The sequence below is a fragment of the Micromonospora sp. NPDC051924 genome, assembly GCF_055586005.1.
Genome location: NZ_JBVJJA010000091.1, coordinates 1 through 12872 on the forward strand (window position 1 = coordinate 1; position 12872 = coordinate 12872).

The window sequence follows — 12872 nt, forward strand, 5'->3', positions numbered from 1 at the left end:
ATGGCTCCACGCCCGTATCCAACACCGTCCAGCATGGACGTTACGTCCGTGTCATCCCCACTCGGCCGCCGAACCTTGCTGAGATCACCTCACTGTCACCTCTTGATCCTCGTGAGGCCGATGTTGTTTCAGGAGTCCAACCAGAGGTCTGGCGCCAGCCTTCTCGAAGAATCTGGACTCCGGCCTCTACGAGACCGTGCGGGTCACCATTCTCGGCCTCGACGTTAACCACGTTGTCGAGGATGCGTTCGACCCTCCGCCATTGCCGAGCGGGCATCCGGACTGCGCAGGTGCTCGGGTCAGGTGACTGATGGGGCATGCGCAGCATGGTGACCGACGGACGCCTGGTGGTCAACAACTCGGCGCCCCGCTGGGCCCCGCTCCGCCGCCTCCCGCCCGCTCCGTCTCCGCACTGCGATGACCTGTCCGCGGCAGATCCGCGCATCCGACTGATCCGGGATCACCTCGATGCCCATCTACTGCGGACTAACGCGGCAGGACAGATACGCCAGCCCTCGCCACGATCTCCTGCAACGCGACGACATGCTGGTCGAACGCGGCCCGCCCGACGCTGGTGAGCCGGGCCGACGTGCGTGGGCGCTTGCCGACGAAGCCCTTGCGGATCTCGACGTAGCCGGCGTCTTCGAGCGTCGTCAACTGCTTCGATAGGGCGGAGTCGGACAGGCCGATGCTGTCGCGGATGAACTTGAAGTCGGCCCATTCCGTGGCCGCGAGCAGTGACACGATCGAGAGCCGGGTGGGGGCGTGGATGAGTTCGTCGAACTTTGGCTTGATCATTTCGGGCCGCCGGCGCGATTATCGAGCATGAGGCGGCGCAGGTACCGCATCAGCAGTGGCCCGCCGACGACCATGAATACGCCGGCCAGGAGGATGCCCGCGGTCGCGGGATAGCGGACCCCGGCGGCCTTGAGTGCGAACGACGTCGGCAACGAGACGGTCAGGATGCCCGCGACGAAGCCGAGAATGGCCAGGACGCCGGTCGGCCCGAGCAGGTCGTTGCGCGGCTGGGCGCGCCGGACGATGCCGAGCACGAGCCGTCCGGTCACGATGAGAATGCCGAACACGAACGCGGCCGTTGCGATGCCGATCACGAGTGGCCGCCGAGTCCCGATCTCGACGGCGACCGAGAAGCCAACCATGAGAACCGCGGTAGCCCACCAGAACCAGGTGGGGATGCTCGTCAAGGTGACCGCTTGTTCGCGGCGTCGGGCGATCTCCGTCAGCGCCCCGGCGGCGTCGTCGGGGCGTATCTCGTTGGCCATAGCACACCTCCACGCCTATGCGGACAGCACTTTCCTACTGAGAAAGTAGCATTCACTTTCCCACTCGGCAAGTACTTGTCCGATCCGCGCGCGGACCGCGGCGTCTGCGGAGCGGAGCGCTGACCTGCGCGCCAGCGACTGAGCTTGCTCCGCTGCCTGACAGTCCCAAGGTCGGACAATCGTCGTCGCGCACGACGCCCGACCATCGGCACGTCCGGACGCCTCGCCCAGCGGCAGCTGGCTACGCTCCGTGACGCGCGGTCGGCGGCAGATCCGGATGTTCGAGAGTCGCGTGCTTCTCGGCGGTCTGTGCGCCTGCCCGGCCTGCCACAATGCGCGACGTGGATGCGGAGGATGTGGAGCAGGCCGTACGGCTGATGAGCGAGGCCCTCAGCCCGCTGGTGACCCGCGACTGGTCCGCCGTCGCGGGCACCCCTTCTCAGCGGCATGAGCGGATGCACAGCTGTGGCCGACAGTAGCAAGTTCCTGACTCACGTGAGCGGCTGTGGCGCGACGTCGACGAAAGGCACGGGCCCATCTTGCTCATCGGGCGTCATGTGCGTGCGCTATTCGAGGCCGTCCCGGGAGATCGGCGGCCCGATCCGAAAGTCCCGGAATGTGGCTTCCAGCCCGGCACGCTCCGGCGAGCAGCACATGATGCCGACGTCCACAGTGGCAGGAAGATCGAGATAACCGAGGCGCAGCAACTGCCATGGGCGGTAGCCGCTGCGGCAATGCACGGTCAGCGCTGCACCGAAGCGCGTGACCCGCATCGAAACCTCGCCAACAAACCCTGCGATCGGCACCATCGAAACGTCCGAGAACTCACGTGTGAAGACCGTGCTGACCTGAACGGTGCCCGACGTGACCTCCAGGCCGGCCTTCAGCCAGTTGCGCTCGTCGGCCCGGACCATCATGCCGGCCTGGTCGAACCGTGTCGTATGCCTAGCAGACACGATGACCTCGGCAGTGAAGTCACCAGTCGCCGGCTGGTGGAAGAAGTGCCCGTTGTCGGTGGTCCAGCCATAGAACGTCTCGCGCCAGAAGTCGGTCCTCAACTCAGTGACCGCACGAAGGACGCCGTCCTCCAGCGACCAGCCACGCGGCTCGTTCAACCACGACATGTTCTTCAGCACGGCGAAGAGCCTAACCGTCAGCCTGTCCCACAGCACAGACCACTACGACGCCTCCGAGTCTCGACACGCCCGGCACCGCACATCCGCTCATCGGCTAGTTGCGGATTGCCGAGTGGTGCGGAGCGGAGCAATTGTCAAGACTTGTGGATGAAGGATCTTGACTATTACTCCAGCCCGGGATCGTTGCATCAGCCTCCTGACGCTTCTCCGCCCGCGCGCCACGCCGCGACCTGAGCTTCCACCCGCTCCAGCTCGGGGTCACGCAGGCCGACCGTGTCAGTGGTCCAGAAAGCCTCAGGATAGATTAGCTGGCCGACCATCCACGGCTGGTACGGGGAAAGAAGCGCCACCTGGAACCCAGGGTCCGGGATGCGCGTCGACGGCCGGTCGAACCCGAGGGCCGAGGCGGAGTTGAACCCGCGGCGTCCGTAGTAGTACGGGCTGCCCTCGAGGAAAACGGCTGGCGCGCCACGTTCTCCGGCGGTCTGCAGTGCTGCCGCGACCAACGCGGTGCCGACGCCGTGGCGCTGGCGGTCGGGACGTACCGACAGCGGGGAGAGCACCATCACCTCGACCAGCTCGCGTCGAGCGTCCACCCAGCCGCGTGAGAGACCAACGTGCCCGACCAGCTCCTTGTCGACAACAGCGACCAAACTCGCCCGAGCTGCTCCGCTGGCCTGCAGAGCCCGCATCATCTGCACGACGCGCCCGTCCGGTGGCTCGCCGAATGCCGCCGAGACGACCTCCTCGGCAGCCAGCTCCTCGGCCGCCATCACGCTACGGATCTTCATGGCGCGACCTTAGTGTCAGTGGTCGGCCGGCGCACCGCAGTTCTCGGGCTCCATCTCGCGCCCATCAGCCGGCGCGAGCATTTGTCAAGAGTCGTGGCTCAGCCGGTGTTCAGTTCCTTGGGCTGGAGTAGTTCGAGCGCGTTGATGGTGGCGAGGCCGACATCGACGGCAGGTTCGCGGTGCGGCCCGGTCACGAGCACAAGCGTCCGGGTCTGCGGGTGGTCGGGGTCGTAGAGGTCGCCCTGGCCGTCGTCGCCGGGGATGGCGTTGGGCTGGACTTCGACGCGGTAGGGCGAAGCGTCGGCGAGGTAGTAGACACCCCGGTAGTAGCTCTCGTGTTCGGCGAAGGTCAGCCCGCGGTGCTCGGCGAGGGTGCCGGCGAGCTCGGCGGGGCCGTAGACCTGGGTGCCGTAGAGGTCGTTGACGGTCATCGGTCAGGCCGCCACGTCGACGCGTTCGATCAGTTGCCCGTTGCGGAAGGTGGCGCCGGCGCGGACCAGGGCGACCAGGTGAGGTGCGTTGACCGCCCGCCAGCGTTGCTGGGCGGACTCGATGAGCTTGAATGCCATGGCCAGCCCCGCCGTGCGGCTGCCCGGCCCCTTGGTGATCCGCATGCGGTGGCGGACGGTGGCGAAGGTCGACTCGATCGGGTTGGTGGTGCCCAGGTGGATCCAGTGCTCGGCCGGGTAGTCGTAGAAGGCCAGCAGCACACCGAGGTCGTCGGTGATCTTCGCGGTGGCCTTGGGGAACTTCGCGCCGTACGCGGTGGCGAAGGCCTTCGTCGCGGTCTGGGCGTGGCGTTTGTCTTCGGCGTTGTAGATCTCCGCAAGGGCACGCTTGGCGCCGGGGTGCGCGGATTTGGGTAGCGCCGACAGGACGTTGGCCATCTTGTGGAACCAGCACCGCTGCGCTCGGGTGCCGGGGAACACCTCGGCCAGCGCGGCCCAGAAACCCAACGCGCCGTCGCCGACAGCCAGGACCGGGGCGCGCATGCTGCGGCGGGCGCAGTCACGCAGTAGGTCGGCCCAGGACCCGGTGGACTCCCGGTACCCGTCGGCCAGAGTGACCAACTCCTTGGTGCCGTCGGCGCGGACCCCGACGACGACCAGCAGGCACAGCTTGTCCTCCTCCAGGCGCACGTTGACGTGGATGCCGTCGACCCACACATACACGTAGTCGACCGTGGACAGGTCCCGCCGGCAGAAGTCGTGGTAGTCGTCGCCCCACTGCTTGGCAAGCCGGGTGACGGTGGCCGAGGACAGCCCGGCGGCCGAGCCCAGAAAGCCCTCCAGGGCGGGCACGAAGTCACCGGTCGATAACCCGTGCAGGTACAACAACGGCAGCACCTCGGCAACCTTCGGGCTCTTGCGGCACCACGGCGGCAGGATCACCGACCGGAACCGTTGCCTGTGGCCCGTCTGCGCGTCGACCCGCTTGTCATTGACCCGCGGCGCCCGCACCGCCACCGCACCGGCCGCGGTCATCACCTCCCGCGGCTGCGCATGGCCGTTACGCGCCACCAGCCGCCGACCCCGCGCATCACGCTCGTGCGCGAGCTCGGCCAGGTAAGGGTCGACCTCCGCCTCCAACGCGGCGGTCAGCATCCGCCGCGCACCCTCCCGGACCACATCATCCAGCAGCGAGACGCCATCGCGTTGCTGCCCGTCCTCGGCGACTACAGTCAGCACGGGCGTGCCTTCCCGACCGACGCGCCAACGTCGGCCTTGCTCGAGACCTACACCAATCGATCACCGGGAAGGTACGCCCCTTCTCGGCCGATCCACAGGTCTTGAGCATTCCTCGGTGCGAGCGCCGGCAACTGTAGGTGATTGGCGCGCGTCCAGCCGGCGCGCACGACCTGCGGCAGAAGAGCACGTCGGCGTCGGAACCTTCGGTGCGGCGAAGCTCGACCGTTGGCCTGGAGAAATTTCCGAGTGCATGACGTAAGGCTGTGGCGTCTGCCGGACAGTTCTAGGTGTGAGACGAAAACCCTCCATGGGAGCGTCCGATCATGAGGGACGCGCGTTCACCGCGATGTGGGAGCAGTACGCGCCGAGAGTTATGGCCTACGCTCTTCGCCACGTCGACCCCGACACCGCTCAGGAAGTGCTGTCGGAGACCTTCCTGGTCGCCTGGCGACGTCTCAGTGATGTGCCCGGCCAGCCATTGCCCTGGCTGCTTGTCGTCGCCCGCAACACCATCGCCAACCACCGCCGCTCCGGCTACCGCCGATCAATCTTGCAGAAGGAACTAGAGCGCCTCGAACGCATCGCCGAGCCGGCCTCAGCAGCTGACGTGACTGCTCTGCAGCGCGCCGAGGTCCTGGCCGCACTTGCGGCCCTAAGCCCAACCGAGCGCGAGGCACTCCTGCTCATCGCCTGGGACGGGCTCACCCCGACCCAGGCCGCACGTATCGCCGGCTGCACTGCCGCAGCCTTCCACCTGCGGCTGTTCCGAGCCCGCCGCCGGCTGCGCGCCGTGACCATCACCGACGACCAAACCATCGGACACCCCACATCCGCCCGGCCTGCAAGGGAATCGGCATGACAACCTCCCGCGACCCGCTCGTGACCCTCACCGCGCTTCGTCCGCGTACCACCGTCGACCAGGCATGGCCGGCGGTCAGCCGTACCGCCGCCTACGAAGGCATCACCGCCACCACCCGCCCAACAAGCGAGGCGACGTCAAAGCGGCGTCGCACACCGCGTCTGGCCGCAATAGCGCTTCTCGCCGGTCTGGGAGTCTCGGCCGGGATCGGAGCCGCCGGGGCCACCGGACTGCTGCCCGATGCCTTCATCCGCAACTACGCCAGCTGGAGGCACGACACCGGCGTCGATCCGGCCACGGCAACCCGTGTCGCCACCGCACCGGGCCCCGACGGGACCATCTTCACCGTCTGGACCGCGACGGGCCCTAACGGAACGGTGTGCATTGCTCCATTGTTCGAGACCGCAACCAGCGCCAAGGCCCCGCAACCGACCGTATTCCAGGACAACGGCAGCGTCTGCCAACCGCCCGAACAGCACCAGCCCTTCGCCGTGAGCAGCGGCATCAACGCCGACGACCAGAACCACACCTACCACGTCTCCGCGGGCGACACCGCGCGCGCCGAACTCCACCTGTACGACGGCACTGCGCTGCCGGCCATCCGCGTCGAGGGCAACTACCTCGGCTGGTACCCGAGCGCCCACGGCCAGAAGCCACCCGTCCTCACGGCCTACGACATGGCCGGCAACGTCATTGGCCGCCTGCAACTCAGGTACCTGCCGTAGCCCACCAGCAATTCCGCGGACCCCATGCAGGCGCTGATCAACGCACTCAAATCGGCAAATCAGTATGTCTGCGGGTGCCGAGTGGCTTCACCAGCGGTGACGATGGGTTGGTTGGCCGCCGCTGTAGAGAGCTGCGCGCAGCTGCTCCAGACGAGGCTTCCCGGGTGGATCATCATGACGGGCTGCAGCCGTTCCAGGTTCCGCCCGCGGCGGCGTGGTGCCGTTGGGTGGTCGGAAGTAGCTTTCCAGCCAAACAACGCTAAGGAGTTGATCTAGCGACAGGGCTGCTCGGCGCGCCTGTGGACGGGCGACGCCGAGCTCAGTGAGCTCGGCGTGGCCCGGTTCGCGTTCTACCTGGCGCACGACCGGAGGGAATTGACCCTCGAGGTGTACGGGTCCCAGGTGTTCAGCCCGTCGGCTGAGCCGGCTCCGCGACGGTCAACCCGGGGGTGGTCGGAGCGGCGTCGAGTGCTGCGGTGATCTTGCGGGTCATCTCGGCCATGGTGGGGTTGGGCTGGTGCTGGTGGATCTGGGAGGCTTCGATGGCGACGAGGATGGTGCTGCGGAAGTTGTCGGTCTCTGCCGGGGCTTGCTTCCCGAGCAGGTTCATGGCTGCTGTCAGGGCCGGCAGAACGTGGTCGGCGAGTTGGGCCACGGACTTGCCCTTCAGGTTCACGCCCGTTGACTTGTCGGCGAGTACGTGCCCGACCAGGCCAGTCGCGGAGGCCAGGGCGATGCTGCCGTCGGTGGCGATCTTGTGGGGTTTGCCGGTGGCGCCGGCGGCGGCCAGCAGCGACACGGCGCCGTACGCGGCGGTCCGCAGGGTGAGCTTGTCCTGGTCGGTAAGGGTGATGGACATGGTTGTGCGCTCCTTTGAACCTGTTGTGGGGAATTCCGATTGAGCGGATGGATGGGTGGAGTGCGGCCGGGTTGGTGCCTGGGGTATCTGGATTGCTCACGGCGAGTCGGCGTACGTCGTGGCGCCGGCGAACGCGCCCGCATGACCGATCGTGAGCCCGTCGGTCATCGGCTCGACGAAACCTGCCGGCCATGGGCCGCTGTGGTCTCGCGTACGGCCTGGGCGACGGCGCCGAAGTCCTTGCGCAGGATGTGGTCGTGGTTGCTGGCGACCTTCGCGCTGATCTTGATGTTCGGGTTGCGCTCGACCACCTGATCGACGCTGGCGCGGATGCGTTCCTGCTCGTCACCCTTGCTTCCGATGGACGCCCCCGACGCGAACACATACCGCGTTGGGACGGTGATGCCGTCCAGCACCGGACCCAGATTCCGTGCGCGGGCGAGCTTGCCGAGCTCGATGTTGCACTCGGCCATCTGCGCGGCGTTCAACCGCGGGGTCAGGCCCGTCGGGCGCAGCAGCGGCATGAACCAGCTCAACCGCTTGAACAGCTTGCGGATCCGCTGCTCCATCGCGTCGTCGAGCCAGTCGTGCGGTTGCGCGCCTTCCACCAAGACCGCACCCAGGGCACGGTCGGGGTTCCGGCTGGTCCAGTGCGCGGCGACGAACGCTCCGTAGGACCAGCCCACCACCAGCGGCTGGTCCACACCCCTGGCCGCGAGAACGGCATCGACATCGCGGACGGCAGCCTCGAAGGAGTAGTCGGCCGACTTCTTCGATTTGCCGCGGGCCCGCTCGTCGTAGGTGATGTGCCGGTAGTCGGGGCCGAGCTCGGCGATGACCCGCCGCCAGTACCCCTGAGTGGCGAACTGGCCATTGAGGTAGACCACAGGGATACCCGAACCGCCGGTGTCGGTGACGGCCAGCGCGGTGTCGTCGACCGGAACCATGCCGGTCCAGGCCGAAGCGGCCACGCCAGCTCCGGAAATCAGCGTCTTCTTGCTCATCACTCGCTCCTCGGTGTCGTGCTCGGTTGCGATGCCGAGAACGCTATGACAGTTGCCAGCATCTTGGCAATAGTTTGCCAACGAGATTTGTCTGCGGGGTGTCACGCGATGGAGTGAGTTGCCAAGGTTGAGGCAAGCTGGCTAGGCTCGGGACGTGGTGGAGCAACCAGCCTTCGGCCGCCGGCTCAGGCAACTGCGGATCGAGCGGGGCCTGACCCAGGGTGCACTCGCCGGCGACGGCATGTCGACCGGCTACCTGTCCCGGCTGGAGTCCGGGGCCCGCCAGCCCACCGAACGCGCGCTGGCGCACCTGGCCAGCCAGCTCGGCGTGAGCACCGAGGAGCTGGTGGAGTCCACCGCCTCATCACTGGCGCGCAGCCTCACCATCGCCACCGGCCTCGGCGCCGACGAGACGGGCAAGCTGCTGTCCAGCGCGCTGGCCACCGCCGCCGGCGAAGACCCCCTGCTGCGCTGGCAGGCGCTGTGGCAGGTCGCCAACTGGCGGCGGCAACGCATGGAGTACGCCGAGCAGCGGGCCTGCCTGGACGAGCTGACCACCCTCAGCGACCAACTCGGACTGGCCGAGCTGCGGGCCAGGGCACTGGCCGAGCTGGCCCGCTGCCTACGGTCCACCGGCGAGATCCCGGCCGCCGTCGACACCGCGCTGACAGCCCACCAGCTGGCCAAGGACAACGCGCTGGCCCCCTATGTCATGGCGAACGTCCTGCTGGCCGTGGTATCCACGCTGGCCGAGGCCGACCGGCTGCCCGAGGCCGGCCGGCACACCGACGAACTGCTCAGCCTCGTCAAGGGCCGGTCAGACACGCTGTGGGCCGAGGCACTCTGGACCGCGGCCAACATCCGGTTGAACCAGGGCGAGCCCGTCGCCGCGGCCGAGCTGCTCGGCGAGGCCGTGCGAGGGTTCGACGGGCGGGACAACCCCACCCTGTGGACGCGCCTGCGGATCAACGCCGCCAGGGTCAGCCTGCAGACCACCCCGCCGGACACCGAGACCGCACACCGCAGCATCGAGGAAGTCCAGGCCTGCCTCCCCCTGACCGGAACACCTTCCATCGAACAAGATCTGCTGGCCCTGCGCGCGCGCCTGGCCTGGCAGGACGGCCGAGTCGCAGACGCCCGCGCGCTGCTCGACCAGCTCGACCGCCTCGACCCGCGCCTGCCTTACCAGGCCCGCATCCGACTTGACGTGCTGCGCAACCGGCTCCTGCTACTGGACGGCGCACGCGACGAAGCGGTGGTCGGCCTGCGCGGCCTCGCCGAACAAGCCCAGAACAACGGCAACATGGCGCTGGCCGCTGAGATCTGGCGGCTCCTCGCCGAATCTCTCGCCCAGGACACACCACCGCCGGATCGCGCGTAAACCCAGGCACCGGCCGCCCAGGTGGAAACGCGACGAGATCACAATGGCGCGGTTGCAGACGACAAGCTGCCCGTCCCGCTGATCAGTCGTCGCCCACGCGCCGGGAGACGACCTTCACCAGAGACAGACGGCACAGGTCAGCATGACCCCCGCGCAGCCCCACGACCACTGATCCCCTCATCGGCCTAGGAGCGGACGTGACCCGCTCGCTGAGCTGCCACCGCCCGACCAGCGGCAGATGAGGGCACGTGGTCCTGGAGTTAGTCCCAGTAGTTGAAAAGGCCTTCGCCCAGCGTCTGGGGTTGCCAGTAGCGCAGGCCGTGTCGGCTGATCCGTGGCCACTTCGCCGGGTCGATCGGACCGTTCAACTCATCGGCGCTCAGCAGCCGGAATTCCGTGGCCTGTGCCAATGCGGCTGCCAGGTCGGGAAGGTCGACGAAGGTCAGCGGACTCGATTCGCGCGCTGGCGTGAACCCGATGACGCGGGAAACAGCCACGGCCAGAAGCGGGGTGTCGCGGACGCAGACCACCGCGACGGTTCGGTCTGCGTAGGCGATGATTCCCTGGTGGAAGTTCGGCGTCGGCTCGTCGCTGATCCGGAACTCGGTCAGCTCGCCGCCAGTTCGTCGCGCGGCCCCGTAGCAGGCGCGGCGGAACGCCTTCACGTCGGTCACGACGACCCCTCACCCGCGGCCACGCGGGCAGCCGAAGACGTCACTCAACCGTGCCGCACGCCGCTGAGAGCGAAGCGGTGTCGCCGCACGATCGATGTCCCGGGGGAACTCCAGCGCCACCGCCTTCCCCAGCTCGCCGGGCTCGTCGAACGCCCGCAGCACCGCCAACGATCCCGACCCACCACGCGCCGCCATGCCCGGCAGGATAACGACGGCGGCGACTTTGATGTGATCGGATCTCTCCTACGCCATAGGCTCGCGTCGTGAACCATCCCGGTGTCGACGCGTGGGAGGCCTGGCACCCGATCCAGTTGGCCGAACGCCTTCGCGACCTGCAGATCCCCTGGTACGTCGCGGCTGGCTGGGCGGTGGATCTGTTCCGCGGCGAGCAGACCCGCGCCCACGGGGACCTGGAGGTCGCCGTGCCCGCGGCGCATTTCGCGCTCCTGCCGCCGCTGTTTCCCGAGCTTGACTTCTGGGTGCCGGCGGGCGAGGGCGTTCTGGTGCCTTTGACGGCCGACACCTTGGCCGGCGACTCGCATCAGACCTGGGCCTGGGATCCGGCGGCAGGCAGGTGGCGCTTCGACGTCTTCCGCGAGCCGCACGACGGGGACGTCTGGATCTGCCGCCGCGACGAACGGCGGATCCGCCGGCCGTATCGCGAGATTATCCGGCGCAGCGACGGTGGGATCCCGTACTTGGCTATGGAGGCCGTTCTGCTGTTCAAGGCAAAGCACACGCGCGACAAGGACGAGGCCGACTTCACCGGCGTGCTGCCGCTGCTGTCCCGCGCGGAACGCGGCTGGCTGGACGCGACGCTCGGCCTGGTCCACCCTGATCATCCATGGCGAGCCCGGCTGGGGTCGTGTTGAGCGAGGTGAATCGAGCCTGCTGCTCGCCCGCCCAGGCGCGACATCGGACACCAGCCCCTGCATGGTGAGGCACGGGCCATGTCGGAAGCGAACCCGTAGCAAAAGACGAACGCCAGCAACGCCGTCTTCGCGCCCCATCCGACTCCCGCCTTCCGCCGTCGAGCCGCTAACCGACCGCGATGATCGCCGTGGGCCGAGATAGCACCCACAACGGCCGGTAGTGCGCGACCAGCGGCAGGTGAGCGCGGGTGAGGGCAGCACCGCCTCCTCGGCCACCGACGTTCGTGCCCTCCGACTCAGCTCCTCAGGCGGCGGCGCCTACCGTGGTGCTACTCCGGTTGGTTCGCTGACGCTCGAAGGGCGGCCCGCCGGAGATGTCGCTGCCGGACGCTAGGGTCCACGCCGTGGACGACACCTCGATGGCCCGGCAGGCTGCGCACAGTTACGTTGATCATTTGGAACGCCGCGACTGGCCCGGATTGGCCGCCCTGCTCACCGACGGTGTGGTCTACGAGATGCCGCAGACCCGTGAGCGTATCCGCGGCAAGGACGCGTTCCTGCGGTTCAACATCGAGTATCCGGGCGATTGGCATTTGCGCACGCGACGGGTGGTCGCCGATGGTTGCTTCGCTGCCCTGTGGCTGGACGTTCGGGTTGGCGTCGAGCAGCAGGACGCGTGCGTCTGGCTCGAGGTGTCCGAGCATGGACTGATCAACAAGATCGTCGATTACTGGCCCGAACCGTACGATCCGCCGCTGGGCCGGGAACACCTCGTGGAGCGGTGGTGATTCCAGGGGCCTCGCCCAGCGGCAGCTGGCTACGCTCCGTGGCGCACGGTCGGCGGCCGATGCGGATGCCTCCCTCGGCCCCCGGCAGGGTAGTCAATCGCTTGGGCCGGCGGGCATCGAAGAGCCGCCGCGCGTCACCAAAACGGCACTGTGCGGGCTTAGAGCCGAACCCACTCTCCGAGTCGTTCGGCTGGAGCGCCATCGATGAAGGCGGCGATCGCCGCCGTTGCCTTGGTCACGCTGGAGACGAAGTCACCCGAGAATGTGCAGTCGTCGCCGAGCACCGGGACTTCGACGCTTTTCGTCGCTGGCAGCCCGCCATCCCCACAAAGAAGGCGGCAGTCGTCTGGGGACGCGAACAAGTGCATGACTGCGTAGTCCCCTCTGAACGAGAACGTCAACAGGGGGTAGTCCGCCTCGACGCGGCGTACCTCGGTGTATCCCTCTCCGGCGCTCAGAAGGTGCTGGAGCCGGGACATGAGGCCGTCGACGTCAGACTGGTTTTCCTTGGAGGCCAGGTCGCCACTTCCAGGATCGGCCGCGATCCATGCCACATCCATGTGTGTCTCCAGCAGGCGAGTCAACGTGCGCACGCGGCGTCGCACCAGCGCACGGAGACGCTGTGCTCGGCACGTCCGGATGCGTGCACCCGTGAGCTGGTTACCTTGCGTGAGAAGCGCTATGCGGCCATGAGCGGGCGCTTCGCCACGCCGATCGCTGTTGGCCGCGGCTACGAGGGGAACAGCCTCCAGTGCCCCTCGGAGACGACCTCGGCGGTGCCGTCGGTCACCTTGATGGCCGTCTGGTCGTCG

16 protein-coding genes are annotated in these 12872 nt (G+C 67.7%); 5 read left to right on the forward strand and 11 right to left on the reverse strand.

From position 1 onward, the window contains the following. Positions 1 to 486: 486 nt before the first annotated feature. From ACZ6S5_RS34210 to ACZ6S5_RS34235, 6 genes are all read right to left on the reverse strand, one after another. On the reverse strand, positions 487 to 798 hold the full coding sequence (locus ACZ6S5_RS34210) for a winged helix-turn-helix domain-containing protein (protein ID WP_466006432.1): 312 nt from the start codon (positions 796 to 798) through the stop codon (positions 487 to 489). Then, positions 795 to 1283: a hypothetical protein gene (locus ACZ6S5_RS34215; protein WP_466006433.1), complete on the reverse strand. Its 489-nt coding sequence runs from the start codon at positions 1281 to 1283 to the stop codon at positions 795 to 797. The genes ACZ6S5_RS34210 and ACZ6S5_RS34215 overlap by 4 nt, the downstream gene beginning before the upstream one ends. A gap of 566 nt (positions 1284 to 1849) precedes the next feature. After that, on the reverse strand, positions 1850 to 2419 hold the full coding sequence (locus ACZ6S5_RS34220; protein WP_466006434.1) for a DUF1349 domain-containing protein: 570 nt from the start codon (positions 2417 to 2419) through the stop codon (positions 1850 to 1852). Between the two features lie 188 nt (positions 2420 to 2607). Continuing rightward, entirely contained in the window at positions 2608 to 3210 is a 603-nt protein-coding gene (locus ACZ6S5_RS34225; RefSeq protein ID WP_466006435.1) for a GNAT family N-acetyltransferase, read from the reverse strand. A 98-nt stretch (positions 3211 to 3308) separates the two neighbouring features. After that, positions 3309 to 3641 carry a hypothetical protein gene (locus ACZ6S5_RS34230; RefSeq protein ID WP_466006436.1) on the reverse strand — a complete coding sequence of 111 codons (333 nt, stop codon included), beginning with the start codon at positions 3639 to 3641 and terminating at the stop codon, positions 3309 to 3311. A 3-nt stretch (positions 3642 to 3644) separates the two neighbouring features. Continuing rightward, on the reverse strand, positions 3645 to 4898 hold the full coding sequence (locus tag ACZ6S5_RS34235; protein ID WP_466006437.1) for an IS256 family transposase: 1254 nt from the start codon (positions 4896 to 4898) through the stop codon (positions 3645 to 3647). Between the two features lie 289 nt (positions 4899 to 5187). Here ACZ6S5_RS34235 and ACZ6S5_RS34240 point away from each other — a divergent pair, with 289 nt between their 5' ends. Continuing rightward, positions 5188 to 5757 carry an RNA polymerase sigma factor gene (locus ACZ6S5_RS34240; RefSeq protein WP_466006438.1) on the forward strand — a complete coding sequence of 190 codons (570 nt, stop codon included), beginning with the start codon at positions 5188 to 5190 and terminating at the stop codon, positions 5755 to 5757. Continuing rightward, on the forward strand, positions 5754 to 6482 hold the full coding sequence (locus ACZ6S5_RS34245) for a hypothetical protein (protein ID WP_466006439.1): 729 nt from the start codon (positions 5754 to 5756) through the stop codon (positions 6480 to 6482). The genes ACZ6S5_RS34240 and ACZ6S5_RS34245 overlap by 4 nt, the downstream gene beginning before the upstream one ends. 406 nt (positions 6483 to 6888) lie before the next feature. Here the strand turns inward: ACZ6S5_RS34245 and ACZ6S5_RS34250 are convergent, their stop codons facing one another. Together ACZ6S5_RS34250 and ACZ6S5_RS34255 are read right to left on the reverse strand one after the other, a co-directional pair. Next, a complete protein-coding gene (locus tag ACZ6S5_RS34250; RefSeq protein ID WP_466006440.1) occupies positions 6889 to 7341 on the reverse strand; it encodes a hypothetical protein in 453 nt (150 codons plus the stop codon). A gap of 164 nt (positions 7342 to 7505) precedes the next feature. Continuing rightward, entirely contained in the window at positions 7506 to 8345 is an 840-nt protein-coding gene (locus tag ACZ6S5_RS34255) for an alpha/beta fold hydrolase (RefSeq protein WP_466006441.1), read from the reverse strand. Positions 8346 to 8499: 154 nt separating this feature from the next. On the opposite strand from ACZ6S5_RS34255, the gene ACZ6S5_RS34260 reads away from it, so the two are divergent. Then, a complete protein-coding gene (locus ACZ6S5_RS34260) occupies positions 8500 to 9726 on the forward strand; it encodes a helix-turn-helix domain-containing protein (RefSeq protein ID WP_466006442.1) in 1227 nt (408 codons plus the stop codon). Positions 9727 to 9986: 260 nt separating this feature from the next. Here ACZ6S5_RS34260 and ACZ6S5_RS34265 read toward each other — a convergent pair whose 3' ends face one another. Continuing rightward, positions 9987 to 10400: a hypothetical protein gene (locus ACZ6S5_RS34265; RefSeq protein ID WP_466006443.1), complete on the reverse strand. Its 414-nt coding sequence runs from the start codon at positions 10398 to 10400 to the stop codon at positions 9987 to 9989. A gap of 9 nt (positions 10401 to 10409) precedes the next feature. Further along, complete coding sequence (locus tag ACZ6S5_RS34270) at positions 10410 to 10595, reverse strand: hypothetical protein (protein WP_466006444.1); 186 nt, start codon at positions 10593 to 10595, stop codon at positions 10410 to 10412. A gap of 68 nt (positions 10596 to 10663) precedes the next feature. Here ACZ6S5_RS34270 and ACZ6S5_RS34275 point away from each other — a divergent pair, with 68 nt between their 5' ends. Both ACZ6S5_RS34275 and ACZ6S5_RS34280 read left to right on the forward strand, forming a co-directional pair. Beyond that, positions 10664 to 11272 carry a nucleotidyltransferase domain-containing protein gene (locus ACZ6S5_RS34275; RefSeq protein ID WP_466006445.1) on the forward strand — a complete coding sequence of 203 codons (609 nt, stop codon included), beginning with the start codon at positions 10664 to 10666 and terminating at the stop codon, positions 11270 to 11272. A gap of 374 nt (positions 11273 to 11646) precedes the next feature. Next, entirely contained in the window at positions 11647 to 12060 is a 414-nt protein-coding gene (locus ACZ6S5_RS34280) for a nuclear transport factor 2 family protein (RefSeq protein ID WP_466006446.1), read from the forward strand. A 158-nt stretch (positions 12061 to 12218) separates the two neighbouring features. On the opposite strand, the gene ACZ6S5_RS34285 is transcribed toward ACZ6S5_RS34280, so the two are convergent. Continuing rightward, positions 12219 to 12620, reverse strand: coding sequence for a hypothetical protein (locus tag ACZ6S5_RS34285; protein WP_466006447.1), 402 nt, complete (start codon positions 12618 to 12620; stop codon positions 12219 to 12221). Positions 12621 to 12872 lie beyond the last annotated feature (252 nt).

What these genes read in the sequence shown, in the direction of transcription:
- ACZ6S5_RS34210 (WP_466006432.1), bottom strand. Translation starts at nt 798, where the DNA reads ATGATCAAGCCAAAGTTCGACGAACTCATCCACGCCCCCACCCGGCTC.
- ACZ6S5_RS34215 (WP_466006433.1), bottom strand. Translation starts at nt 1,283, where the DNA reads ATGGCCAACGAGATACGCCCCGACGACGCCGCCGGGGCGCTGACGGAG.
- ACZ6S5_RS34225 (WP_466006435.1), bottom strand. Translation starts at nt 3,210, where the DNA reads ATGAAGATCCGTAGCGTGATGGCGGCCGAGGAGCTGGCTGCCGAGGAG.
- ACZ6S5_RS34230 (WP_466006436.1), bottom strand. Translation starts at nt 3,641, where the DNA reads ATGACCGTCAACGACCTCTACGGCACCCAGGTCTACGGCCCCGCCGAG.
- ACZ6S5_RS34245 (WP_466006439.1), top strand. Translation starts at nt 5,754, where the DNA reads ATGACAACCTCCCGCGACCCGCTCGTGACCCTCACCGCGCTTCGTCCG.
- ACZ6S5_RS34250 (WP_466006440.1), bottom strand. Translation starts at nt 7,341, where the DNA reads ATGTCCATCACCCTTACCGACCAGGACAAGCTCACCCTGCGGACCGCC.
- ACZ6S5_RS34255 (WP_466006441.1), bottom strand. Translation starts at nt 8,345, where the DNA reads ATGAGCAAGAAGACGCTGATTTCCGGAGCTGGCGTGGCCGCTTCGGCC.
- ACZ6S5_RS34270 (WP_466006444.1), bottom strand. Translation starts at nt 10,595, where the DNA reads ATGGCGGCGCGTGGTGGGTCGGGATCGTTGGCGGTGCTGCGGGCGTTC.
- ACZ6S5_RS34280 (WP_466006446.1), top strand. Translation starts at nt 11,647, where the DNA reads ATGTCGCTGCCGGACGCTAGGGTCCACGCCGTGGACGACACCTCGATG.
- ACZ6S5_RS34285 (WP_466006447.1), bottom strand. Translation starts at nt 12,620, where the DNA reads ATGGATGTGGCATGGATCGCGGCCGATCCTGGAAGTGGCGACCTGGCC.